The sequence below is a fragment of the Neobacillus niacini genome, assembly GCF_048572935.1.
Taxonomy (GTDB): domain Bacteria; phylum Bacillota; class Bacilli; order Bacillales; family Cytobacillaceae; genus Neobacillus; species Neobacillus niacini.
Window position 1 is genome coordinate 1,455,689 of sequence record NZ_CP183883.1, and the last position, 25,663, is coordinate 1,481,351.

A 25,663-nucleotide genomic window follows, 5' to 3' on the forward strand; every position below is an offset into this window, starting at 1 on the left:
GTGATTATGAATGACACCGTTTAAACATTTATTTAGTCCAGTTGAAATTGGCCATACAGAATTGAAAAATAGGATTCTAAGTACGGCACATCAAACCAATCATGTTAAGAATGGAATCCCTACATTGGATATGACTGCCTATCATGTAGAACGTGCCAAGGGCGGTGCCGGATTACTTATACTAGAAGCCGCCGCCGCACATCCATCGGGGATGCTGACAACCAAAACAATTGCTGGATATGACAAAAAGATTGTCCCTGCTTACCAGGAGCTATCCAATGAAGTGCATAAATATGGAACGAAAGTATTTTCCCAATTATTCCATGGCGGCAGGGAAGTCGTTTCAAGCGAGTACCGGAATGCGGCCTGGGCACCGTCAGCGGTTCCAAGCCTTAGGTTCAGTACGATGCCCAAACCGATGAGTATGGAAGAAATTAAAGATGTGATTGAAGGATTTGCCCTGTCAGCTAAATGGGCGAAGGAAGGCGGGCTGGATGGTGTAGAAATCTGTTGCTCACACGGATACTTGCCTGCACAGTTTTGGTCGGAAGAGACCAATCTTCGTACCGATGAATATGGGGGATCGTTTGAAAACAGAATGCGGTTTATTGTCGAAGTGATGGAACGAGTCTGGCAGGAAGTTGGGGAGGACTTTACGGTTGGACTCCGTATGAGTGCAGATGAAATGACCATGGATGGAACAACCGTATTAGATGCCGTACAAATTGTCGAATATTTGGTCGAAAGAGTAAGATTGGATTTTATTGATGTCACCTCCGGGGATTCCAGTACATTTGCCGGATCCACCCATATTGTACCGCCATCTCCAATGAAGCATGGATATAACACACCCTATTCTTTCAAAATTAGAATGGCTGGTGCTGTACCGGTTTTCGTCGGCTCGCGTATTGTAGACCCGGCAGAAGGGGAGAAGATTGTGGCAACAGGAAAAGCAGATGTTGTCGGCATGACCCGTGCATTAATTGTAGATCCTTACATGCCTAACAAGGCAAAGTCTGGCAATCTTCAACAAATTGATGCCTGTTTAGGCTGCTTACAGGCTTGTATCGGGCATTATCACAATGGTTTAACCATCGGCTGTGTTCAAAATCCCTCAGCGGGCAGGGAAAATGAAGTGCAAACACTTAAGAAAAGCCATAGAGACAAGAAGAAGGTTCTTGTGATCGGTGCTGGACCAGCAGGCATGCAAGCAGCGGTTACATTAGATGAACTTGGCCATCACGTTATTCTGGCAGATAAGGGTGACAAAATCGGCGGATTATTGCATACATTAAAAAAGATGCCCATGAGACATGAGCTTGCTGAATACATGCTTGATAATTATATGCGGAAAATATCTACTAGTAACGTGAACGTTACACTTGGAGTGACTTTACAACCAGATGATATTAACAAAATTTCGCCGGATGCCATTATCTGCGCCACAGGATCAAGACCGTATATCCCCGATATTCCAGGGATTCATGATCAACGTGTCATGACGGTGGAAGAGGTGTTTCAGCATCCGAATAACCATATTGGAAAAAGTGTTTTGGTATTTGATTTTGCGGGTGATTGGCCAGCCATAGAAGCAGCGATTGATTTGGCGGAAAAGGGGCATATCGTCTCGCTTATTACGGCAAGGCTGCATGCGGGCGAAGGCGTGCCTCAATACTTACGAAATGAATATTTAAAAAAGCTTTATCAACTAAACGTAAAAATAATGCCTCACTATGATTTAGGAGAAATTAAAGGGGATTCTGTTGTCATTAGAAATCTATTCTCTTATGAAAAAATGACATTGGAAAATTGGGATTCTATTATTCTTTCGCACGGTCGTGTACCAAATAGTGAACTATATGAACAAATGAAGAAATTAGCACCTGAAGTATGGCAAATCGGTGATTGCCTGGCGCCGAGAACAATAGAAGAGGCAACTTTTGAGGGTATGTCTATAAGTTTGCAATTAGGAGTCCAAGACAATGGAAATCTTTCCGTTTCTACTAGTAAAGGGCTTCTAACGAAATAATAGTGTGGCCATCACGTTTTTTCAAATAAGGATGAGTAGGAGGTGGGATATTTTGAAAGGAGCTTTGGAAGGTATAAAAGTATTGGATTTATCGAGGGTACTGGCGGGTCCATACTGTACGATGATTCTTGGGGACCTTGGAGCGGATGTCATGAAAGTGGAGGCTCCGGGAGGCAGTGATGAAACGCGGGGCTGGGGGCCGCCGTTCCAAAATGGTGTAAGTGCCTATTATTTATGCACTAATCGCAATAAGCGCAGCATCACCGTAAATCTGAAAACCGAAGAGGGAAGGGAAATCATTCGCACTTTAGCTAAAGATGCTGACGTAGTGATTAATAACTTCAAAACCGGTTCGATGGAGAATTGGGACTTGGACTATGACTCTTTGAAAGCGATCAACCCGAGGCTGGTATATTGCTCGATCACCGGCTTTGGCGAAACGGGACCATACCGGCATTTGCCGGGCTATGATTACATTATTCAGGGAATGAGTGGACTGATGAGCATTACCGGGAATAATGAAAGTGGCCCAATGAAAATTGGTGTAGCAATGGTTGATATTTTAACAGGTTTATATTCTGCCATTTCGATTGAAGCAGCCTTACTGGAAAGAGAGAAATCCGGACAAGGGCAAAAAATAGATATGTCGCTTATGGATACGGCGGTAAGCTCCCTCGCCAATGTAGCAAGCAATTATCTTATATCTGGAGCAATCCCAAGAAGACTTGGTAACGACCATCCAAATATTGTGCCTTACTCAACATTTAGAGCAAGAGATGGAGAAATGATCATTGCAGTTGGTAACAACCGGCAGTTTGCCGCCCTTTGTGAAGTAATGGGAATAAGTGAAATTGCAGCTGATGAACGGTTCCATACCAATGAAGCAAGGGTTAATCATAAACTTGAACTCACGGGCATTTTAGAAAACAGGCTGCAAATCAAACCTGTCGATGAGTGGATGGAGCTGTTTTCACAGCATAATATTCCGTGCGGTCCTATTGCGATGATGGATCAGGTATTTAATCATCCACAAGTATTGGCACGGGAGATGGTCGTTGAAGTGGATCACCCGGAAGCAGGTTCAGTCAAGCTAGTCGGCTCGCCCATTAAACTGTCACGAACGAAAACAAAAATAGAACGTCATCCCCCGATTGCTGGGGAACATACCGTTGAAATCTTGCAGCAGGCGGGATATTCACACGTGGAAATTGAACAATTAAAAAAGAATAATATTATCCAAATTTACCAGGAGGCGTATACGCTATGAATTTTGAATTTTCAGAAGAACAGGTAATGTTAAGAAAAATGGTTAGAAGTTTCGTAGATAAAGAAATTATTCCAAATATGAAAGAATGGGACGAGCAAGGGAAATTCGATCCGATTATTTGGAAACGATTAAGTGAGCTGGATCTTATGGGTGTTTGCATTCCTGAAGTATATGGCGGAAGCGGCATGGATTACAATTCACTCGCCATTGTTTGTGAAGAAATGGAAAGAGGCGATACTACTTTCCGTACTGCTGTATCTGTTCACATCGGCCTAAACAGTTTAACACTACTGCAATGGGGGAATGAGGAACAAAAACAAAAATATCTCGTTCCGCAGGCAAAAGGTGAAAAAATTGGCGCCTTCGGGTTAACAGAACCAGGGGCGGGTTCAGACGTGGCAGCCCTTCAGACAACGGCAGTAAAAGATGGGGATGACTATATTTTAAATGGTTCAAAAACGTGGATTTCCCTTTGCGATGTAGCGGACCATTTCATTGTGTTCGCCTATACGGATAAATCGAAAAAACACAACGGTATTTCCGCATTTATTGTGGAGCGTACCATGCCTGGTTTCTCTTCAAAAGCAATAAAAGGCAAAATGGGTATCCGTTCCGGAAATACAGGAGAGTTATTTTTTGATCAGGTAAGGGTTCCAAAGGAAAACCTTTTAGGTTTAGAGGGTGAAGGGTTCAAAATCGCTATGGCCGCACTTGATAACGGCCGCTTTACCGTTGCAGCAGGAGCTGTCGGTCTGATTATGGCGAGCTTGGAGGAAAGCGTAAAGTATTGTCATGAGCGAAAAACATTCGGCAAAGAAATCGGCCGGCACCAGCTTGTACAGCAAATGATTGCAAATATGGAAGCTGGATTGCAAATGAGCAGCTTACTCGTATACCGTGCCGGTGAGCTTAAAAATAGGGGAGTTCGTAACACAAGAGAAACATCACTTGCCAAATGGCAGGCGTGTGATTTTGCCAACAAAGCAGCGGATGACGCAGTTCAAATTCATGGGGCATACGGATTTTCAAGCGAATACCCTGTTGAACGATTCTTAAGAAACTCAAAAGCACCTGTTATTTACGAAGGAACGAGGGAAATTCATACCATTATGCAGGCTGAATACGTTCTTGGTTATCGTGTAGATAAGACGTTAAATAAAATGCTGCCGGCGTGGCCGTTTGAAAAAGAAACGGTAGAGAGCAGGTAAAGGAATTCACAATGAAAGCATAGAATGAATATAATAGACTTCCCTTTTTAACGGGGAAGTCTATTACTGTCTATGGTCGAACGGGTTCCTTAAAGTCACCGAATTATTGATGAAGGGATTCATATTGTTTATACAAATCCTTTAACGCTGCGATTAGCGCGTTATTGGCTTTTCCTAAGTAACCCTCTTTTAACTCTTCAAGAGGCGTGTCAATCCCATTTCTCAAACTATGGCCTTTTAGCAATCTAGCAATATAATCTCTCCCATGTTCAGTTGCCAGCGTACAAGAGGCCTCCACTATGACCCCATAATATTTATCGATTTCTGCCGTAATAGTCAATGTTTCATAGATACTTCTAGCTGCCATTCCTGTAGGTAATTTCGCATGTCCAGCGATAAAAATGGTATTCATTCGACCACTCTCCTAAATGAGATTTACTTTTAGAATAATATATATTCAAAGAAATAGTAAGGATAATTACAGCACTCTATATTATATGTTTCCCATCTCTTGGTTTATGGTGCCTGTCACCGCTCGTGGACACTGTCCACCTCAGGCGGACACAAAAAAGAATGATGAATTGAATAAAAAAATCTGTAAATACTCGTTTATTACTATGCAGAAGCGGGTAAATAAAAAATAGAAACTTTTTGAATCGCTAATAGACAATAAGTGGTTGTATTGGGGTGGTTCGATTTAGCAAATCTGTAACGTTTGCACTATTTTTGAAAAAATAGGGAACATTTCCAATTTTAAAACGTCTTATTAGTATAGGATCCATTTGGGGGGGAGTAAAAATGATGAAGCATGGTTTAATCTTGATCACTTTTTTGATGGGAATGACTGCATGTTCTTCTGTTGATGTTTCTCCAGGTAAGGTAGAACAAACGAATGAATTACTTCCACAAACTATCGCTTTGGAACAGACCAAGTATATTACTGAAAATGAAATGATTGATAGCAACCAAGATATGAAACTGGTAAACAGTGAAAATATTAATAGCGTTGAAACGCAAAGTTTCCTTTTAAATTCTACACAAACACTGGAAGACAATACATACTTTTCACAGGAATCTTTAGAAAGCCTAGTGGACGAAAAGGAAGAAACACCTGCCGAGGATTCTATTATCATTGGCGATACGGAATATATTAAGATATCGCATGAAGAAAAATTTCAGGATTGGCTAACGGTTGCAGAGAAATATGGAGCAGCACTTTATGCTATCCCCTATTCTGATGTTTTTGCTATTGTAAAAGACGAAGAGATACTGGTCGGTATGAGTACCGGGGTGGCCAGTGCGGCACCAAACCATATCGATATTCTATGTGATTTGATGGCAGATAAAGGAGAATATTCATCAGAAATTATAGAGGGCATTCAACATGTGGCTCAAACCGGGGAAAGTGTGCAAGTGAACGGTCCGCAGGAATTTGGCGATGATTTTGCCATTGATAAGCAGGATGATTGGATTGTTGTATCCTGGTAATAAGAAGGGAGGATTTCTAACAGCTTAGAAACCTCTCTTTTTTGGTGGCATGAATTTGTAAAATACACACTTTCATCAAAATCACCTAATGCTAAAACGAATCCTCGAACTATTTTTTAAATCATTTGAAATTTTAATGGTAAAAACTGTACAAAGTTTAAAAATGTCACTTAAAATAGACTCGTTAGTCTATTTATTTTTAGGAGGAGTATCCATGAAAAGTTTTGAAGAGAAATTGGATCAATATGCTGAACTCGTGGTCAAGATAGGTCTTAACATTCAAAAAGGACAGCGCTTACTGATAAATTCTCCTATTGAATCTGCGGATTTCACACGGAGAATTACGAAATATGCTTATGAACATGGATGTAAACGCGTGTTTGTCGATTGGGTTGATACAGGTTTAAATAGAATCCATTACTTAAACGCCTCGGATGAGGTTTTAAAAGATTTCATTCAACCGTGGGAGATTGAAAAGTTTAACAGCCTGGGAGACAAGAATGACTGTATGCTATATATAGCTGGTACAGATCCTGCTGCATACGCAAATATCCCGCCTGAACGTATTATGTACGTTCAAAAAAATGGAGCTGACAAACTGAAATCATTGGCTGAGAAAAGACTAAGGGGTGAAGTACCCTGGGCCATTATCGGTGTACCTACGGAAGCTTGGGCAGCGAGCATTTTTCCAGATTTGAACAAAGAAGAAGCGGTCGCAGCATTATGGGAAGCGATCTTTAAAACTGTCAGAGTCGATCAACCAGATCCAATCGCAGCATGGGAGGAACATTCGGCTGAACTTACAAAAAAAGTGGATTATCTGAACGAACAAAAGTTTAAGACGTTGCATTATAAATCACAAGGAACAAATCTTTCCATTGATCTACATCCTGAGCATAAATGGGTCGGCGGTGGACATCCATCCACTTTTGGTACCATGTACATTCCAAACCTTCCAACCGAGGAAGTGTTTACGACACCACATAAATATGGAGTAAACGGTACCGTCGCTAGTAAAAAGCCTTTATCTGCTTTAGGCAACTTAATCGATAACTTTACCATAACGTTTAAAGAAGGAAAAGTTGTAGATTTTACTGCTGAAAAAGGATACGAGACATTAAAGCAACTTATTAATATGGATGAAGGTATGCTATACCTCGGTGAAGTGGCTCTAGTCCCACATGACTCACCAATTTCTAACTCCGGTATCATCTTTAATAATACCTTGTTTGATGAGAATGCTTCGTGCCACCTGGCTATTGGAAACGCGATTTCTATGGCGCTTCATAATGCAAAGGATATCAGCACGGAGGAGTATGAGGAAAAAGGTATTAACCAAAGCAGCGGACACACTGACTTTATGATTGGTTCAGCGGATTTAGAGATCGATGCTGAGTATCATGATGGGAAGAAGGTTCCTTTGTTTAGAAATGGTAATTGGGCATAACAAGTTGCAATTTAATGGGAGAGGAGCTAAAATGCCTCTCTCTTCGTGAAAAATTATTCGGGACAATCCTCGACAAAAAATTTTCTAGGAAATAATAGAAAGTTCGTCTATTAAAAGGGTTTAATGTACTTTTAATCAAACGATTGATTGGAAAGATTATAATCTGAATTTGTCGAGTTTACACTCTTTTGAGTAGACGAGAAAAAGCCACTGTTTCGGCTAACAGTGGCTATTTCCTTTGATATCCTGCTGAATTTCATTTCAAACGTTAAAATCTCATAACTGTTTTTAGGAAAAATCAATATTTTTATTCCTGATGATATAGGATTTTTAAGGTGACCAGTAATATACTTTTAGTAAGAAAGTGCGATTAAAGGAGGTTAAGTATGAAGCAACTTTATATAAAGCAGAAGGTACTCAGTCTCAGTGGCAAGTTTACGGTTAAGGATCAGCAGGAGAAGGATGTCTATTATGTAGAGGGCAGCTTTATGCAAATTCCAAAAACTTTCTCCATCATGAATACAACAAGAGATGAAGTTGCACTTATTACAAAAAAGACGTTTAGCATGTTACCTAAGTTTTTTGTTGAGGTGAATGGCCGAGAAGTGTTAACGATAAAGAAGGAGTTCTCCTTCTTTAAAGCACGCTATACAATTGATGCGGCAGGCATTGAAGTAAATGGTAATTGGCTGGATATGGATTTTCAGGTATTACAACATGGTAAAGTCGTTGGGACGGTAAGCAAGGAGTGGTTCACTTGGGGCGATAGCTACAAGGTTCAAGTATTGAATGAAGAGATGGAAACCATGGTGATTGCGCTCGTTGTCGCCATTGATTGTGTGAAGGCTGACCAAGCAGCTGCTTCATCAGGAGCGACGCCTTAACGTAGGTATGTACATAAGATAGGGACGGTTCTTGTGGTCATAAGCATATAAAAACCATGAGAACCGCCTTTTTTGTTAAGATGGATTCGTTGACCACAGTCCTGCCGTTTTTAGGACAACTCTTGGATGAAGCTTTAAACCTGATACAATCAGGTCAGCTAAATCTTCAGGGTGCATCACTTTTTCTGAGTCGCCCGTAATGAGATTGGTATCATAGGCTAAATCCGTAGCGACTGTACTTGGTGTTAATGCTGTCACACGAATATTATGCTTTCTAACTTCAAGCATGAGCGATTCTGACAGTCCAAGGACAGCAAATTTGGATGCACTATATGCACTTGTAACTGGAGCTCCTTTTTGCCCTGCAGAAGAAGAGATATTGATGATATCCCCGGATTTTCGTTCAATCATTCCCGGTAAGACAGCTCTAGTAACATTATAAACACCCATTACATTTACACGGATAATGCTTTCCCACTCTTCAGGAGATAACTCTAAAAAACCTCCAAATTTGGCAATCCCTGCGTTGTTAATTAAAATATCAATAGACTCGAGGTCTGATTGTAAATGCTCTACAGCGTGTTGAACGGACGTTAGATCAGCTACATCAGCTGCTGCAGCAGAAACGTTAACATCATATGAAGCTAGTTCAGCCGCCACTTTTTCCAGGTTAGACATATTTAAGCCGATTAACCCTACATTGACACCTTCTTTGGCTAAAGCAATGGCTGTAGCTCGGCCAATTCCTCTTCCAGCCCCTGTGATGATTGCGTTTTTTCCTTTTAATGAGATCATCTGTACACTCCCTATGTTTACTAATGAGTCATTTCAGAGGTATTATCTCCATATTTTTCAAATTCATTACGAAAAAGGCTTTACCGTAAAGGTCGAATTCCAAACGATATCATGCCTTTGACGATTGACTCAGAACCATTCTAGTTTTTTTACAGGAATGGATTTTTTGATTACACTTTGGGTGCATATACATAAGAATCAATAATTGGAAGCAAAATAATAGGGTTAACATAGGGGGTGGCTTATGAAAAACAGCCAGTTTTGGAACCAGATCTATCAGAAAAATGGGGAGGTAAATGCTCTATATTCTGATTATTGGAAGGAATATTCCGATTTAGGAACGTGGCAATTTTGGGTAGTTTTAGCGTTGCTGATTATACCTCTAATCATATTATGGTTTACAATTGATCGAAAAAGGATTTTTGAGTTGTTTTTCTTCGGTTATACCGTACATATTCTTTGGACCTATTTTGATATTGCACTTGGAAGAAACGGTTACTTTGTTCACAAATATTTTTTAACTTCTGTTCTGCCAAACGCAACCAATATGACAGCTTCTGTTTTACCAGTTGGTTTCTTACTCGTTTATCAATACTGTATCAATAAACAAAAGAATTTTTATTTATATATAGCAATCTTAAGCGCTTGCTTTGCTTTCATTTTTGCTTCGATTGAGCAATATATGGAATTTGTAGAATTCCGAAAAGGAATGAATCAATTTTACCTTTTCCTTATTGATTTAGTCATCGTATTTATTTCTTATTGGTTAACGAAATTTATTCTTAGACTAAAACATGGGGTCCGCTCCTAAGCTGCTTTCTCACCAAGCAAAATTAGCGGAAAATCATGAAGATGATGAAAAGTTTGTTTCAAGAAAATAGCCTAGTCTATAGAACTAGGCTATTCCTGTATTTCTACCAAAACATTTCTGTCTGCTTCTATTGTTGTACTAACCGGACAAGCATATGAGCCAGTTTATGCTGCTCTTCCTCCGTCCCCACTTTCCAAAGCTCTTGCAATAATCGCTCCTCGGTATTCTTAGGAGACTCCTTGGCCGCAAGGTAATCTGCTACTTTCTGAGCCGAGTTGGCTAACTGCTCTTCATCCATACCTAGCTTTTTACCTAAATTTACTTTTCCGCTAAGATATTCCCTGAAATCATCAAAACTTGTTAAGGAATCTCCATTCTTATAAATCTGGTTTTCTATTTGTTTCTCATCTAACTGTTTGTCCATGAATATCACTCCTTTAGATTGTTTTCATGTGCTTGTCTTGTACATTCCCTGTTTCTTTCTAAATAAAACCTAATGAAAAAGGGTTCTTAAAAAAGGTTAATAGGAGCATAGAAAATCAGAACAGACGAGAAAAAGGCCACTGATTGGGCTTTTGCTCACAGTGGCCTTTAACGATCATTAAGAAATCTTGCTAAATTTCATTCCAAAGGTTAAGATTTCATAATTGTTTTTAAGAATAAATCCATAATTTTTTTTATGGTCTATCACGATATCCTCATCTAGATGGCTAATCACCACTGGGTCGATTAGAATCGTCATTCCATCAATATTAAAACTCTCTTCATTGCTTATCTGCTCAACCTGAGCAAGTTCGTACTCATAGGTGGCACCTCAACCAGTCGTTCGGATTTGAACCAGCTTAATGAGGGGCTCTTCACCAAGTAGATTTTTTAACTGCTGTTTTGCGTCTATCGTAAGCGTAACCTTCATTTTTTTCACCTCAATCTAATAATACCCTGTATTGAATATTCCTAACAATTTAGGTGCAACATTTTCAATGTATTTATCTATTTTACTATAGCAGGAGATTTTATCGATTTCACGTTAGAGGAATTTTTAAGGAAAACTCTCCCCAGCATTCTTGCCTTAAGAAACTGCAAACCATTCTCGACAAAAAAATTTCTTGAAAACAGGCAAAAATATGATTGCCAAAAGGTTTAACTGACTTTTAATCAAACGATTAATTAGTGGATTTGGTTTTTAAGTAAACGTTTGATTAAATTGCCTTTTTCGCTGTCACAATAACTTTTAGTCCTCCTTCGCGGTGAGAATATTGTCGAGTGGAGTGTTTAGAAAAAAGTGCGTTTTAGCATACTATTTGAGAACATTTGCTGTAAAATCATAGGCTGGGGACAAAACTTGTATGTATTTTCAATAATAGCAAAATATTTTTTGAAAAATAATAAAAGATAGCGTTTGCATGAATATTTAGTATATTGAGAAAATATTCATCCCGTGCTACTATTACAATAGTTTAAATTCTTCAGAGTTTAGACCTCCTAAATGGAACTTAGTCTAGACCACTAAGTTCTGCTTTGGCCTTTGATTAATTCAATCAAAGGTCCTTTTTCATTGTTTGCTGTGGATGATCAGATTGATATCTTGAATGAATTAAAAAAGGCTTTTTTGGTATTATAAACCTGTAATCATTCGTATCATTGACATTCTTTTAAAAACACACCGAGAGAAGGCAGTTAAATGTTGAAACAACTAACAAACAGAGTGTATTATATGCCGCATTATTCGGAAACTGATCGTCCTGCCTTGGGATTGATATGTGGGGATACCTTTAGTGTCATTGTTGATTCCGGGAATTCACCTGCACATGCGAGCGATTTTCTCGCGTTAGTGGATAAAATGGATATACCGCCTGTGAAGTTTGTGATCATTACTCATTGGCATTGGGATCATATTTTTGGTATGAAAACGATGGGATTCGTATCAATTAGTCATGAGGAAACGAAAAAGAAGCTAGCTTATTTGAAAACGTTAAACTGGGATGATGCCTCATTGGACGCACGCGTTGTGACTGGTGAAGAAATTGAGTTTTGCAGAGACATGATAAAACGGGAAATGCCTAACCGGGATCATTTGGAATTGAAGGTGCCGGATCTTGCCTTTACGGGTAAAATAGCGATGGGTTTAGGCGGCGTGAACTGTGTCATTGAGCATGTTGGCGGCGTTCATGCGCAAGATTCTTCTATCATTTATATACCTGAAGAAAAAGTAATGTTTTTGGGGGATTGTATCTATCAGGATTTTTATAGCGGCGAATGGAGCTATGACCTGGATGAACTTGTCATTCTATTAGATAAAATCAAGAAATACGATGTTGAGATATATGTAACTGGGCACCAACATCCAAAAACGCGTGAAGAAATGTGGGGATTTTTTGATGAACTGACGAGTATTGGGGAAATCGTGGCGAAAGAGGTCTCACTTGAAAAAGCTGTCACGGCCTTTACCGAGATGCGAAGGGAAAAGCCGAACGAAGAACAACTCGAGTATATTCAAAACTTTGTTAATGGAAATCGGAAGAAATGAAAATGCAGCAAGGCCGGTTCTCATGGATTGAGAACCGGCCTTGTGGTCTTTTTTAAAAGTTTTAACTGTATATATTCAATTTTATGTTCGAAAACTGCTGGGGGATATAAAATTTATTGTGTATGATGGGATAATCACCATTATTGTAAAGACTTTCTAATAGGATAAAGCACTCACTTTGGCCGATTAATTTTTCATTCTTATCGGCTACATTCACGGTATGTGTATATTTTATTTCCATTTCTCCATGGTTGGCATTTTCATACACTTGATTCTCTAGAAAATTCAGCAGCTGTTCTTCATTATTTAAATCCAGAGATAAACTTTCTACGGTTTCCATGGACATAAACGTAAACGCATACGCTACTAAATCATTTCCCATTCGATACAATCGTTCCATAGCAACGACTTGAGACGAATCTCTTTTTAATACTTGTTTCGTGTATTCCGTATCCTCATCGAAACGATAATTTGTATCTATTCGGTCAAAGGTGCTTATATGACACTTATGCATAGGATTACTTAATTTTTCTAAATGAACATCCTCTTGCTTAACGAATGAATTGACCACAAAATTCCCTTTACCGCGTATATTTCTTACGATCCCATCATCTTGCAACAGTGCCAGCGCTTGTCGTAATGTTGCCCGGCTAATCCCTAATCTGCTCGCTAAGTCTGGTTCTGACGGAAGCTGGCTGTCTACAGGGAATATTCCTTTCTTAATTTGAAGAAGGAGCTCGTCATAAACATTTATATAAAGTGGTTTTTTCAATTGAGCATGTTTAGTTGTATTCATTCATTTCGTTTCCTTTTCAGCAAATTTAACAAAGAACCCCAAAATACATGTTTTGGGGTTCTTTTTATCGTAACATATTATTTTAGGAATGGTAAGAATGAATCGCCGAATTCAGGCTTATTCACATCGAAATTATCTGCAATTGTTGCCCCAATATCAGCAAATGTATCATTTTCAGGTAATTTGCCAGAGTCCTTCAATTGTTTCGAATAGGCTAAGACAGGAATAAATTCACGTGTATGGTCTGTACCCGCAAATGTTGGATCATTCCCATGGTCAGCCGTAATGATTAATAAATCATCCTCATGGAGTGAATCCAATACTTCGTCTAAACGTTGGTCGAATGCTTCTAATGCTTTTCCATAGCCCTCTGGGTCACGGCGATGGCCATATAGCGCATCAAAATCGACTAAATTTAAGAAGCTCATCCCTGTAAAATCCTTCTTGATGACGTCGAGCAATTTGTCCATTCCATCCATATTGTCTTTCGTCCGAATGGATTCTGTAACCCCTTCGCCATCAAAGATATCATTAATTTTTCCAATGGCAATCACATCATAACCGCCGTCTTGCAGGCTATTCATGACGGTTTTTCCAAAAGGTTTTAATGCATAGTCATGACGATTGGAGGTTCTTGTAAAATTCCCAGGCTCGCCCACATAGGGTCTTGCGATAATGCGGCCGATTAAATAAGCAGGGTCTTTTGTAATTTCTCGAACCTTTTCACAGATATCATATAATTCCTCTAGCGGAATGATTTCTTCATGGGCTGCAATTTGTAAAACAGGGTCAGCTGATGTATAAACAATCAAATCTCCCGTTTTCATTTGATGCTCCCCATATTCATCAATAATCGCTGTCCCGCTTGCAGGTTTATTCGCTACAACTTTACGACCTGTTATTTCTTCAATCTCTTTAATTAGTACGTCTGGGAATCCATTTGGGTATACATTAAATGGTTTGTCGATATTCAAACCCATGAGTTCCCAATGGCCTGTCATCGTATCTTTACCCACTGATTTTTCTTGTAATTTTGTATAATAAGCAAGAGGTTTATCCGCTTTCGGCACACCCAAGATTTCTTCAATATTTGATAGTCCTAATTTAGCTAGGTTCGGTACATTTAATCCATTCATATGCTCTGCAATGTGGAGGAGCGTATGAGATCCAACATCATTAAATTGCTCCGCGTCTTTTCCTTCGCCAATCCCTACTGAATCCATGACTACCAAGTGTATTCGTTTAAACTTCTTCACGCTGCTCGCTTCCCTTGATTTAGAATGTTATTGTCTTTTTTACGGCCAACTAAAGCCCAGAATAAAACGATCGCAAATAGAGCAATAGCTGCAATAATAAGGATAATGGAACCATAGTTCAATGCTGCTGCATTATCTGTCGTAAAACTCAAAAAGCCAAATTGTAAATCTTTCTTATCAATTAAGAACGCAGAATAGGTGAAACCAGCTGACATCGCAATATTGATACATAAATTATAGAATCCCAATGCTGTCCCTGCTTTTTCAACTGGAACATTTTTAATGCTGGTATCAATTAATGGCGCATATAACAAAGCAAAGCTGCATGAGAATAAAATAAGAGAAATAACAAATACAGTAATAGATGAATCTACAAAGATGGCACCCATTAAAATACTGATCGTAATTAAGCTCATGGCTAAATAAATGCATTGCTTACTACTTAAATATTGTCCTATTTTCCCTGAAAATGCCCCAACTGTTGCAGCTAGCAAACACGCAGGTATAAACATCAATGAAACAGAATCCAATTTGATATCATATACAGTCGTTAACAAGAACGAAAGTGTATTTAACGCATAAGCAGCATAAGTAGAATAAATGATAAATGCCACAATTAATACGAATAAAAATTGTTTGTTTTTAAAAAATTCAATGGTGATAAAAGCATTTTTCTTTTTACTTATATAGAATAAGAACACACAAACGGATGCAACAAAGAGAATAAAAAGTCCCCAATTGAAATAGCTCATATATAACATAATAGAAGTAGCTACAGCTGCAATTAAAATAAGTCCAATAAAGTCTACATTATTTTTCTTTCGATCTTCTTTTGGTAATAGTTTTAGAATGAATGGTAATAATAGTAGGCTTAACAAAGGAATTAAGAATAAGTTTTGCCATTGCAAATACGTAGTAACAAATCCGCCTGTTAAAATACCAATAACGGTCGCAAGTTGGTAACTGCTTGTACTGAAGCCCAAATATTTTTTTTGGTCTGCTGCACTTGCATATTTAGCGACAAAGATTAAGTAAAGTGTTTCCGTTGCCCCTAAACCAGCAGATTGGATGATTCTTGAAAAAACAAGTAACCAATAATTTTCAGATACAACATAACCAAGTAAAGAACCCGCACAAATTAAAATGATACCGGCTACTAGTAAATTTCGTACACTAATCGAATCAGACAAAGAAGAATAAACTACTGCACCGATTCCAATTACCAAACCTGCAAGCGTTACTTGCCAGCTTACCGTACTTGCGGAAACGCCAAAATATTTTACTAAATCTGGAGAAATAATTTTAAAAGAGTTATCAATTACGAGTGAAAAAATCATTAAAAGTAAGACGACCGGAACGGTTTTACTTAAGTTTACAACCGGTTTGTTTTCAATTGAACTATTCATGATAGTACCTCCAGGATAAATTCCGAACATAGTTGATTAACAGCGTTTTCAATATATCGATAATATCAAGCTTCCTTCACGACAACTGCCGTGAAGGAGGCTTGTCTTTACTGTTTAATGGATGCGATTTATGCTAATTCTAATGCGATTTCCATCATTTTCGTAAAGGCAGTTTGACGTTCCTCCGTAGAAGTCTGTTCTCCTGTGATTAAATGATCACTCACCGTTAAAATACATAATGCATTAACACGCGCTTGAATCGCATTCCAATACAGGGATACCGATTCCATTTCAACACTCAATATCCCCATGTCTTGCCATTTTTTCATAGCTGTTGGATCGGCGCTATAAAAGATTTCACTGGATAAGATGTTTCCAATATGAACTTTCTGTCCTTTTTCATCCGCTACTTTCTTTGCTTTTTCCAATAGTTCGAAAGAAGCCGTTAATGGAAATTGACCAGGTAAATTAAATTGATGGCCATAATTGGAATCCGTTGCCGTTCCCATACCTAAAATCACATCATATAAATTAATGTTTTCCTGCATGGCACCACATGTACCAATGCGAATTAAGTTTTTCGCTCCAAAGACATTGATTAATTCCCAAGAATAAATCCCCATGCTTGCCGGGCCCATTCCAGTACCCATAACAGAGATTTTCTTTCCTTTGTAAGTGCCTGTATATCCCAACATTCCTCTTACTTCGTTAAAGCACTCGGCATTTTCTAAAAAAGTTTCCGCAATAAACTTTGCTCTTAATGGATCCCCTGGTAACAGTACCGTTTCAGCTATTTCTACACCATTTGGTTTAATGTGAGGAGTTTCTTTTGTATTCATCATCATTTTTATTTGCTCCTTTGGTTTAAAATTATTCTTTTTAGACATGTCTATTTTTTATACAAGTTAAAAATAGCACACCTTTTTATTTGATGCAAGCACTTCCAAAAAATAAAATAACGGCTCATTGTAACTCCATTTCTTTATAGATACATGATACATTTCGTGAATATTCGATAAGATTATTGCTAACTAAACGTTTGATTAAAACAGCCTTGACCTCCTTTGGAAAGGGAACTCTAGGCATTTTACTTTCAAAAAGTTTGTCGAGGAATTATTTGGAAAATGTTAAAATAGACATAATAAGTGAAACGGGGGAATGAAATTTGGCGAAGAGAAGAACGAAAAAACAACAGAAAGAGATAGAAGACGGTATAAAACTATTGCTTATACTTGTTGCAGGAGCTTCTTATTACTTTACCAGAGACTATGTTATAACTGGTTGGATGGTGGGACTAACGTTCATTGCGGTTATTGTTTTTGCTGTCTACCAAAATAAAAAGAAAAAGGAACGACTAAGCAAATCTGGTATTAAAGATATAGATTCAATGGACGGCATTCAATTTGAGTATTATTTGAAAGAGTTGTATCTTAGTAGAGGTTTTGGTGTAGAAGTAACAAATGCCAGTGGTGACTATGGTGCGGACCTTTTACTGACTAAGGCGGGGAAAAAGATTGTAGTTCAAGCCAAGCGGTATTCGAAAGATGTTGGAATCAAGGCCGTTCAAGAGGTGATTGGCGCCAAGTCTTATTATAAAGCCGATGAGACTTGGGTTGTTTCGAATAGCTATTTTACGAAAGCGGCAAGGGAATTAGCCCATAAAGGTAATGTTTTGCTGGTAGATCGAGATGCGTTGATTGATTTTATCCTAGTGTTTAACCCATCAATCGAAAAGGGTGTTCCGGCTGAGGTGAAGCAGCGTAAATCTAGTAGTCATGGTTTAACCTGTGTTAAATGTGGAAGTCCGATGGTTTTGAAGACGGGTAAGCGAGGGGCATTTTACGGCTGCAGTGGATTTCCAAAGTGCCGATACACCAGGGACAGTCTAGAGACAAAAAAAGAGATTCGGCCAGCAGCCGAATCCAAAAATATATAAATAGGGGAGTTATGAAAAAGATAAAGTTTAGGCTTCCTCTTCATGTTTCTATCATACCCGCTAATCATGACTAAACTATGAACAAAAATTTAAAGATCTATTAATGATTTTTATAAAGTGAATTCAAGAAGAGGCAATAGTGAATATGAGGGTGCAGGTACTTTATCAAAAGGCTCTGTTATGATTCTTTGTTGATTTTCGTGTAGGTAGATACGTATGAGATTTCATAGGCGGAGAATTTCCGGTTAATGATTATAGGGGATGCTTAAGAAGCGGATATAAGCGGAGGGATTACGGTTAACTGCTCTAAATAAGACAAAATCCATAGATTTGGATCATCTAACCGGAAAAACTCCCCTTATTTTTAATGAAATATGGGCATATCCCAATTTAGCCGGAAATCCTCCGTTTATTTTTCAAACACAAAAAATCAACATCAGACTTTAACAAAACTTATCAAAAAAGGATGCATAGAAACGCAAATAATAGTAAATAAATTAACAGGTATGATACGATATACACCTATAAAAAGTAAATACATATCCATTCAAAAAGGAGAATAAAGCCATGAATTTTGTTACGCTAAATAACGGTCTAAAAATGCCGCAGTTGGGATTTGGTGTTTGGCAGGTTCCAGACGACCAGGCAGCAGAGTCGGTTGCCATCGCACTAAAGGTTGGCTATACCTCTATTGATACAGCGATGATTTATAAAAATGAAAAGGGCGTAGGAAGGGCGATTGCTGAGTCTTCTGTTCCTCGTGAAGAGTTATTTATTACCACCAAAGTTTGGAATTCCGATCAAGGGTATGATAATACCTTACGTGCCTTTGACGAAAGCTTAGAGAGATTAGGACTGGATTATGTTGATTTATATTTGATCCATTGGCCGACTCCTAATTTTGACCAGTATGTGGACACGTATAAGGCGTTAGAAAAGCTTTATCATGATGGCCGCGTGAAGGCGATTGGAGTTTGCAACTTTGAAATTGAGCACTTAGAGCGCATTTTAAAAGAATGTGAAGTTGTGCCGGTATTGAATCAGATTGAGTGTCATCCATACCTTGCTCAAAATGAATTAAAAGATTTTTGTGCAAAACACAATATTTTTGTAGAAGCATGGAGTCCCCTTGATCAGGGTGGAGAGGTTCTGCAAGACGAAGTTATTCAAAAAATTGCATCCTCACACAGCAAAAGTCCTGCACAAGTTGTGTTGCGCTGGCATTTACAAAATAACACCATCGTTATTCCAAAATCTGTTACACCATCAAGAATCGAAGAAAACTTTAACGTCTTTGATTTCGAACTAAGCACAGATGAAATGAATGCAATTGATAAACTTAATCGTGATCGACGCAAAGGTTCACATCCGAACGACATGCATGCGCGATAACGTTTCAGAAGCTTCCACAGTTAAAGCCTGGCCATCGCCAGGCTTTTTAGTTTTATTATTTTTGCAGCTTATAAAACTCTTATAGAATAGATTAATTCATCCTCTAGGGCCTTGACCACTTTACCGGTATCCTTAAAACCAGCTGATACATAAAGCTGTTTGGCCTTTTCGTTTTGAGGAACAAAGGTGATAAATATTTCGTCACATTTAAATTGATTCACCATTTCTTTTATGACTAAGTTTAATGCTTGCCTGCCAAACCCCTTTCCTTGAAACTTGTAATCAATCATCATTCTACAGATTTCATAGCCAGAAAGTTCATCCGAATACCCATACATGGTAAAGCCGATGGGTATATCGTTTTGATATATGGCTTTCACTGTCCAATTCTCTTCCATACTGGCCTGCGCTAAAGACAAACAATTTGACGCAATGGTTTTTTCAAATACTCTGTTCTTTTGATCTTCTGCACTGCAAAGTCTAACAATCTCCAGCCAGTTTTGTTTATTTACCTCTTTTAACGTAATCATTTCATTTCCCTCTAATCGTTATTTTTACACCTTTAATACATTCTCCTTTTGGCGAAAATAACCTTTGTTTTTACTATAAATTGTTACCAGAGAGGGATGACGCACCTGATTCAAAATTGTTCAGAAAAAACATACCGAGCAATCTACCAGATTAACTTGATTGTTTTACCGCAAATTTCCTAATGAAACTCATAAGGAACCTGACCAATATAAAGGATAAGGAAATGGAAAAAAAACTGTGGAAGGAGGTCCACGATTTTTTATAGGTAATTAATTTTGTGTTTTTTTCAATCCAATCTTCCGCTAATGCTGAGGGAGCACTAAATAATATGCTTTTTACTATGATTCCTAATGGACTTGAGTTTTTGGTTGCTTGATTAAAATACATGCAGCTTACAGGGAAAAGTAGATAACTAAACAAAACGCTAATATCAAAGGTTTTAAATAAGTTTACAGGATATTTAAGATACCCTTTTTTTACCAATATGTTGTCTAAAAACGAAGCAATATAACTCTTCAATAAAAAAATAATCAGCCAATCCTTTACCGGGGGCTTTCTAACTGCATGTAAAAAAGTAAAGATTCCAAAGGTGAATAATATCCTTAACATGTTAATTTCAAACTTTTTACCCATTCAACCTCTCCTTATTTGTTTTCATTAGTTTTACCAAAAGAGAGGAAAAAACCATTTTTACAAATGGATTTCCTAATGCGTAACTTATTAAGCTAGCTCAGTTATATGCAGCAACTCATTTTTATTTTTCGTTGTTGATTTTCGTATAGGGGTGAGGATTCATAGGCGGAGAATTTCCGGCTATTGATATAGAAGGACCTTAAGAAGGAGATATAAGCGGAGATATTCCGTTTAACTGCTTTAAATAAGACAAATTCCATGGATTTGGATACAATAAGCGGAAAAACGCTGCTTATTTTTAAGGATATATAGGTATTTTCCAAAATAAACGGAAATTCTCCGCTTATTTTCAAATCTCAGTAAAATCAACATTCAGTGGCCATTTTTAAAGGGAAAATTGGACATATTATCCGTAGGAGGTGATAAGGTGGACAACAAAAAAGAAACTTCCGAAGAAAAAGAAAAATACATTCGATTAGAAAATGATCGACATAATGATAATGCTAGGGCAGCTGCGGCTCCTGAATCAAATACCCCAAGAATTAATACCGATAATCTTTAAAATCGGGAAACCGAATCACAAACAAAACCTACACCTATCAACGCTTGGATCAAAACCCCAGGCGTTTTTCATTTCTCCCCGTTTGTATCCTTTTTATAAAATTCATCTTGGCTTTGTTAAATAAACAGGTTAATAGTATTCGGCCGAATCAAAGTAAATTATAATTTAAATGCTAATAAAATCTTAAGATTTTCATCAAGTGTTTGTTAAGATTTCATGGGTATGATGTTCCTAGCAGAGAAAATAAAGGAGATAGGGTATCCATTACATAGTCGGGGGTTGACGATCGTGAACATATTGGTCTGTGATGATGATAAAGAAATTGTGGACGCAATTGGAATTTACTTAGAAAATGAAGGCTATCAAATATTTAAAGCCTATGATGGAATCGAGGCGATCGAAGTGATCGACCAACGGGAGATCCATCTTATTATCATGGATATTATGATGCCAAGGATGGATGGAATAAGAGCGACGATGAAGATTCGGGAGGATAATAAAATACCATTGATTATGCTATCGGCAAAATCGGAGGATTATGACAAAATATTAGGCTTAAATATAGGTGCGGACGACTATATCACCAAGCCTTTTAATCCATTAGAGCTGATTGCGAGAGTGAAATCTCAGTTAAGAAGGTATACAACCTTTGGAGGCGTTGAAACCAAAAGTAATGTATACAAAACAGGGGGTCTCGTCATCGATGATGAAACGAGGACCATTACGGTCGATGGGGAGGCAGTCCACCTTACGCCGGTGCAATATAAAATCGTAAAGCTGTTGACGGCAAACGCCGGCAGGGTTTTCTCGATAGAAGAAATCTATGAAAAGGTATGGAATGAAACCGCCTTTAGTCCGGAAAATACGGTAACCGTTCATATCAGAAAAATTAGAGAGAAAATTGAAATCAATCCGAAAGAGCCTAAATATTTAAAGGTGGTGTGGGGAGTTGGATACAAAGTTGAAAAAATATAGCCACTTACTGACAACAAAGATCATTATTTTTATTATCATGATTCTCTGTTTTACAGGTGCCATCCATGCAGTTCTAGAGGTAGAAATAAAAAATGATGGTGATTTTGGAGTTGTTTTTGAAGACGACTATTATCTTAGTAGGGCATTTGTAGAGGAAGGAGTAACGATTACGGATGACTTAACCAGACTGCTAGGGGAATTTAAGAATGAGGAACATATCGTAAATGGCGGGACCATCAGTGAGGATGAGTTACGAAGTGAAGAAGAAATCCTTTTTGAGGATTATCACTTCCAATCAAAAAATTACAATCCGAATTTAAGTGAAGATGAAAACTATAAAAAGTTCAAAGAAGAATATGCAGATAAGATCACTCGTGCAAAAGATATGCTGATAAAAAATGATATAAGGGAATTTCATGTAACGCTTCAAAAGCTAGGGAAGGCTGAAGGGTCACTGTATTACGCTAGTGATGGTGTCAATGTGTATACGAACACCACGAAGACAGAAAAAGAACAGTTTAAAACCTATCCTGCTTATATGGTTTTTGAGAACTATCAAAAGGAAATTTACCCAAAGAAATTAGAAGAGAATCAATACGTAGATCGGATTACCCAGAGAGTGGATGAATTGAATCCCGAAAACCAAGTGCTTTATGTGGCGTTTACGGAGAAGTTTTTAAATTCTAAGATAAAAGAGTGGAATGAGAATAAAGAGCTTGCTACAAAAAACTTTTATCTTCTACTTATATGTTTGGCAGGATTTATTGTTTCTTTTGTTTATCTTGTACTCGTAATCGGCAGAAAATCATTTAAGGATCAAGAACTGCACTTACATGCATTTGATAAACTCTATAATGATATTAATATCGTGATTTTTATAGCGCTGATAGCATTTTGGGTGGCCATGCTAGAGGAATTATTTAATGATAGTAATAAAATCATCCTACTCCTGACGATTCCGCTTGCTGCCTTGGGATTCGGGCTTGTTCTATCACTCGTGAAACATTTAAAAAATAGAACATTTTTCAAGCATACCTTGATTTATACGATCATCAGTAAATTGGTTCATTTTATAGGAGATGTTTACAAAAGCGGAAGTGTTGGGGTAAAGACGGTCCTAATCGTTGTGGGATACCCGCTATTGGTTGCGGCAACGTTTTTCATGTTTCCGATAACCATCGGTCTTGCTGCTTGGTTTGCACATAAGAAAATCAAGGCATTTCTAGCGATTAAAGAAGGGGTAGAGAGAATTAAAGATGGAAATCTTCATCATAGCATTGATGTTGGTGGAAAGGGAGAATTTGCGGGACTCGCTGCTAATATTAACAGCATCACGGATGGTTTGAAAAAAGCGGTTGATAGCGAATTAAAAAGTGAGCGGTTAAAGACGGAGCTTATCACAAATGTGTCTCATGATATTAGAACCCCGCTGACTTCGATTATTACCTATGTGGATCTATTGAAAAATGAACAGGACCCATCAAAGGTAGAACAATATATCGAGGTACTGGACCAAAAATCAAAGAGGCTAAAAATCCTAACAGATGATTTATTTGACGCAGCAAAGGCTACAAGTGGAACCATTCCGGTTCAGTTTGAGCGAATTGATATTATCTCACTAATCAGCCAGGGCCTTGGGGAAGTGAATGATAGAATTGAAGATTTAGATTTAATGTTCAAGTTTCATCATCCTCAGGAAAAGGTATATATTGCGGCTGATGGAAAATTACTCTGGAGATCCATCGAGAACGTCTTATCCAATATCTTCAAATATGCCCTTCCAGGGTCAAGGGTCTACATCGATATCGAAGAGGCAGGAAACGAAGTTCTTCTCACCTTTAAGAACATTTCAGCTTATGAGTTAAATATATCAGCGGACGAATTAATGGAGCGCTTTAAAAGAGGCGATGAATCACGGTCTAGCAGTGGAAGCGGGTTAGGGTTATCGATTGCGAAAAGCCTGATTGAAATACAAAAGGGTAAATTCATGATTCAAGTCGATGGGGATTTATTTAAGTCGATGATTTGTTTACCTAAATATAGTGAATAAATACCTGAGCCAGGCGGCAGCCTGGCTTTTTCCAGTTGGATTTGAGTGGTGGTGTGTGGAATTTGTTAGGCAGATAAACAAAGGATATATGCAGGTAAAAGGAGATTTGTGCAGGTAAGGAAATAAAATATGCAGATAAGGAATGCAAATTGGCAGGTAGAGGGTTCTTACCAAAAAAGGTACCTTAAAAAAACCGCACCTTAATCCAGAATCTATGTTTAATTTCGGGTGTAATATCCACATTTAGGAAATTTGGATACGCAATACAAGCTGAATCCTGATTTTTTAGAAGAGGGTATGGATAGCAGATTTTGTTAGGCAGATAAACAAAGGAAATATGCAGGTAAAAAGAGATTTGTGCAGGTAAGGAAATAAAATATGCAGATAAGGAATGCAAATTGGCAGGTAGAGGACTTTTACCAAAAAAGGTACCATAAAAAACCGCACCTAAATCCAGAATCTATGTTTAATTTCGGGTGTAATATCCATATTTAGGAAATTATGGCGCGTAATACAAGCTGAATCCAGATTTTTTAGAGGAGGGTATGCATAGCAGATTTTGTTAGGCGGATAAACAAAGGAAATATGCAGGTAAAAAGAGATTTATGCAGGTAAGGAAATAAAATCCGCAGGTAAGGAACACAAATTGGCAGGTAGAGGACGTGTATACAGAAAAAACTAAAACCTCACCTGAACAATCGGTGAATCTAAATCGCATCTTTATTTACAAACAATTTACTCATAATTAACACTTTATAACTTGGTACCAAGTTATTCTTATAACAAAGATAAAGGAGGGACCTGCGTGAAAATTGAGCTGCATTGTCATACGAATATTTCGGATTGCCCATTATCCATTGAAGAAGTCTTGGAATTAGCTCTTGCACAAGGCGTTACACACTTAGCCGTTACAAATCATGACACCACGAAAGGTCTGGAAGAGGCAGTTGAAACGGGAAAGAAATATGGTATTGAAGTCATTCCAGGCATTGAGATGTCAGGGTTTGATTTTGAAAGAGGCCGGCGTGTACACATTCTCGGTTATTTTATTGAACCTGGTCATGAGGGGATTGAAACGATTTGTCAACCACTCGTAAACCAAAGGCACAGCGCTTCGGAGGAAATGGTTGAAAGATTAATGGTTGCAGGCTATAAGATTTCATGGGAGCGTTGCAAGGAAATCGCTCATGGAGGAACAGGCGTTTATAAGCAGCATATCATGCATGCATTGATTGAAGCTGGATATACTGATTCCATTTATGGCCCCCTTTATAAAAAATTATTTAACCGCGGACAAAATGGGGAGAAGCCGGGGATTGCGTTTATTCCAATGGAATATATGGATGCCAAAATAGCTGTTCAGGTCATTCTTCTTGCTGGAGGAGTACCCGTGCTTGCTCATCCGGGACAGTATGGCAACTTTGAAATGGTGCCGGAATTAGTGGAAGCGGGATTGCAGGGAATCGAGGTTTGGCATTCACTGCATGATGTGAAACATGAAGAACAAGCCAAACAGCTGGCAAAAGAATATGATTTGATCATGACAGGTGGCTCCGATTTTCACGGTGAGTATGGAGAAAAACCTGTGCTAATTGGAAGTAAAAGTCCAGGAATAGAGACTCTCGAAGCACTACTAGCGAGAAGAGAGCGGATTGTAAAATAGAATTAAA

The 25,663-nt window shown here is 38.2% G+C and carries 23 protein-coding genes; 14 read left to right on the forward strand and 9 right to left on the reverse strand.

Annotated elements, in window-relative coordinates; genetic code table 11:
- The first annotated feature begins 10 nt into the window (after positions 1–10).
- The 3 genes from ACN6MT_RS06930 to ACN6MT_RS06940 are packed head-to-tail and all read left to right on the forward strand — an operon-like array spanning position 11 to position 4,504.
- The gene (locus ACN6MT_RS06930; RefSeq protein WP_419955275.1) at positions 11–2,029 is read left to right on the forward strand and encodes an FAD-dependent oxidoreductase; all 2,019 of its coding nucleotides are present in this window, start codon (positions 11–13) and stop codon (positions 2,027–2,029) included.
- A gap of 52 nt (positions 2,030–2,081) precedes the next feature.
- On the forward strand, positions 2,082–3,296 hold the full coding sequence (locus ACN6MT_RS06935) for a CaiB/BaiF CoA transferase family protein (protein ID WP_419955276.1): 1,215 nt from the start codon (positions 2,082–2,084) through the stop codon (positions 3,294–3,296).
- Complete coding sequence (locus ACN6MT_RS06940; protein ID WP_419955277.1) at positions 3,293–4,504, forward strand: acyl-CoA dehydrogenase family protein; 1,212 nt, start codon at positions 3,293–3,295, stop codon at positions 4,502–4,504. Before ACN6MT_RS06935 ends, ACN6MT_RS06940 begins: the two co-directional genes overlap by 4 nt.
- Positions 4,505–4,607: 103 nt before the next feature.
- On the opposite strand, the gene ACN6MT_RS06945 is transcribed toward ACN6MT_RS06940, so the two are convergent.
- Positions 4,608–4,916, reverse strand: coding sequence for a DUF3870 domain-containing protein (locus ACN6MT_RS06945; protein ID WP_063255479.1), 309 nt, complete (start codon positions 4,914–4,916; stop codon positions 4,608–4,610).
- 386 nt (positions 4,917–5,302) lie between these two features.
- Between ACN6MT_RS06945 and ACN6MT_RS06950 the strand changes: the two genes are divergently transcribed.
- From ACN6MT_RS06950 to ACN6MT_RS06960, 3 genes are all read left to right on the forward strand, one after another.
- Positions 5,303–5,992 carry a hypothetical protein gene (locus tag ACN6MT_RS06950; protein WP_419955278.1) on the forward strand — a complete coding sequence of 230 codons (690 nt, stop codon included), beginning with the start codon at positions 5,303–5,305 and terminating at the stop codon, positions 5,990–5,992.
- A 214-nt stretch (positions 5,993–6,206) separates the two neighbouring features.
- Complete coding sequence (locus tag ACN6MT_RS06955; protein ID WP_419955279.1) at positions 6,207–7,439, forward strand: aminopeptidase; 1,233 nt, start codon at positions 6,207–6,209, stop codon at positions 7,437–7,439.
- A gap of 386 nt (positions 7,440–7,825) precedes the next feature.
- Entirely contained in the window at positions 7,826–8,323 is a 498-nt protein-coding gene (locus ACN6MT_RS06960; RefSeq protein ID WP_419955280.1) for an LURP-one-related/scramblase family protein, read from the forward strand.
- A 75-nt stretch (positions 8,324–8,398) separates the two neighbouring features.
- Here the strand turns inward: ACN6MT_RS06960 and ACN6MT_RS06965 are convergent, their stop codons facing one another.
- On the reverse strand, positions 8,399–9,118 hold the full coding sequence (locus ACN6MT_RS06965; protein WP_419955281.1) for a 3-ketoacyl-ACP reductase: 720 nt from the start codon (positions 9,116–9,118) through the stop codon (positions 8,399–8,401).
- Positions 9,119–9,362: 244 nt separating this feature from the next.
- On the opposite strand from ACN6MT_RS06965, the gene ACN6MT_RS06970 reads away from it, so the two are divergent.
- The gene (locus ACN6MT_RS06970) at positions 9,363–9,929 is read left to right on the forward strand and encodes a hypothetical protein (RefSeq protein WP_419955282.1); all 567 of its coding nucleotides are present in this window, start codon (positions 9,363–9,365) and stop codon (positions 9,927–9,929) included.
- A gap of 127 nt (positions 9,930–10,056) precedes the next feature.
- On the opposite strand, the gene ACN6MT_RS06975 is transcribed toward ACN6MT_RS06970, so the two are convergent.
- Entirely contained in the window at positions 10,057–10,353 is a 297-nt protein-coding gene (locus ACN6MT_RS06975) for a DUF3243 domain-containing protein (RefSeq protein ID WP_419955283.1), read from the reverse strand.
- Positions 10,354–11,610: 1,257 nt separating this feature from the next.
- On the opposite strand from ACN6MT_RS06975, the gene ACN6MT_RS06980 reads away from it, so the two are divergent.
- Complete coding sequence (locus tag ACN6MT_RS06980) at positions 11,611–12,456, forward strand: MBL fold metallo-hydrolase (protein WP_419955284.1); 846 nt, start codon at positions 11,611–11,613, stop codon at positions 12,454–12,456.
- A 61-nt stretch (positions 12,457–12,517) separates the two neighbouring features.
- On the opposite strand, the gene ACN6MT_RS06985 is transcribed toward ACN6MT_RS06980, so the two are convergent.
- The 4 genes from ACN6MT_RS06985 to deoD form a co-directional block, all read right to left on the reverse strand.
- Positions 12,518–13,252: a GntR family transcriptional regulator gene (locus ACN6MT_RS06985; RefSeq protein ID WP_419955285.1), complete on the reverse strand. Its 735-nt coding sequence runs from the start codon at positions 13,250–13,252 to the stop codon at positions 12,518–12,520.
- A 77-nt stretch (positions 13,253–13,329) separates the two neighbouring features.
- Positions 13,330–14,475: a phosphopentomutase gene (gene deoB, locus ACN6MT_RS06990; RefSeq protein WP_419956400.1), complete on the reverse strand. Its 1,146-nt coding sequence runs from the start codon at positions 14,473–14,475 to the stop codon at positions 13,330–13,332.
- Between the two features lie 29 nt (positions 14,476–14,504).
- On the reverse strand, positions 14,505–15,914 hold the full coding sequence (locus tag ACN6MT_RS06995; protein WP_419955286.1) for an MFS transporter: 1,410 nt from the start codon (positions 15,912–15,914) through the stop codon (positions 14,505–14,507).
- A 128-nt stretch (positions 15,915–16,042) separates the two neighbouring features.
- Positions 16,043–16,753, reverse strand: a complete 711-nt coding sequence (gene deoD, locus ACN6MT_RS07000; RefSeq protein ID WP_419956401.1) for a purine-nucleoside phosphorylase — start codon at positions 16,751–16,753, stop codon at positions 16,043–16,045.
- Between the two features lie 326 nt (positions 16,754–17,079).
- Between deoD and ACN6MT_RS07005 the strand changes: the two genes are divergently transcribed.
- Positions 17,080–17,850 carry a restriction endonuclease gene (locus tag ACN6MT_RS07005; RefSeq protein ID WP_419955287.1) on the forward strand — a complete coding sequence of 257 codons (771 nt, stop codon included), beginning with the start codon at positions 17,080–17,082 and terminating at the stop codon, positions 17,848–17,850.
- Between the two features lie 567 nt (positions 17,851–18,417).
- Positions 18,418–19,242 (forward strand): aldo/keto reductase, encoded by an 825-nt coding sequence (locus tag ACN6MT_RS07010; RefSeq protein ID WP_419955288.1) that lies wholly within the window; start codon positions 18,418–18,420, stop codon positions 19,240–19,242.
- Between the two features lie 68 nt (positions 19,243–19,310).
- On the opposite strand, the gene ACN6MT_RS07015 is transcribed toward ACN6MT_RS07010, so the two are convergent.
- The gene (locus ACN6MT_RS07015; RefSeq protein ID WP_419955289.1) at positions 19,311–19,772 is read right to left on the reverse strand and encodes a GNAT family N-acetyltransferase; all 462 of its coding nucleotides are present in this window, start codon (positions 19,770–19,772) and stop codon (positions 19,311–19,313) included.
- A 151-nt stretch (positions 19,773–19,923) separates the two neighbouring features.
- The gene (locus tag ACN6MT_RS07020) at positions 19,924–20,406 is read right to left on the reverse strand and encodes a CBO0543 family protein (RefSeq protein WP_419955290.1); all 483 of its coding nucleotides are present in this window, start codon (positions 20,404–20,406) and stop codon (positions 19,924–19,926) included.
- 427 nt (positions 20,407–20,833) lie between these two features.
- Here ACN6MT_RS07020 and ACN6MT_RS07025 point away from each other — a divergent pair, with 427 nt between their 5' ends.
- The 4 genes from ACN6MT_RS07025 to ACN6MT_RS07040 all read left to right on the forward strand — a co-directional run bounded on the left by ACN6MT_RS07025 (position 20,834) and on the right by ACN6MT_RS07040 (position 25,656).
- On the forward strand, positions 20,834–20,968 hold the full coding sequence (locus ACN6MT_RS07025; protein ID WP_268875116.1) for a hypothetical protein: 135 nt from the start codon (positions 20,834–20,836) through the stop codon (positions 20,966–20,968).
- A 288-nt stretch (positions 20,969–21,256) separates the two neighbouring features.
- The gene (locus ACN6MT_RS07030; RefSeq protein ID WP_419955291.1) at positions 21,257–21,943 is read left to right on the forward strand and encodes a response regulator transcription factor; all 687 of its coding nucleotides are present in this window, start codon (positions 21,257–21,259) and stop codon (positions 21,941–21,943) included.
- Positions 21,918–23,993, forward strand: a complete 2,076-nt coding sequence (locus ACN6MT_RS07035; RefSeq protein WP_419955292.1) for a histidine kinase dimerization/phospho-acceptor domain-containing protein — start codon at positions 21,918–21,920, stop codon at positions 23,991–23,993. Before ACN6MT_RS07030 ends, ACN6MT_RS07035 begins: the two co-directional genes overlap by 26 nt.
- An 805-nt stretch (positions 23,994–24,798) precedes the next feature.
- A complete protein-coding gene (locus ACN6MT_RS07040; protein WP_419955293.1) occupies positions 24,799–25,656 on the forward strand; it encodes a PHP domain-containing protein in 858 nt (285 codons plus the stop codon).
- The last annotated feature ends 7 nt before the right edge of the window (positions 25,657–25,663 follow it).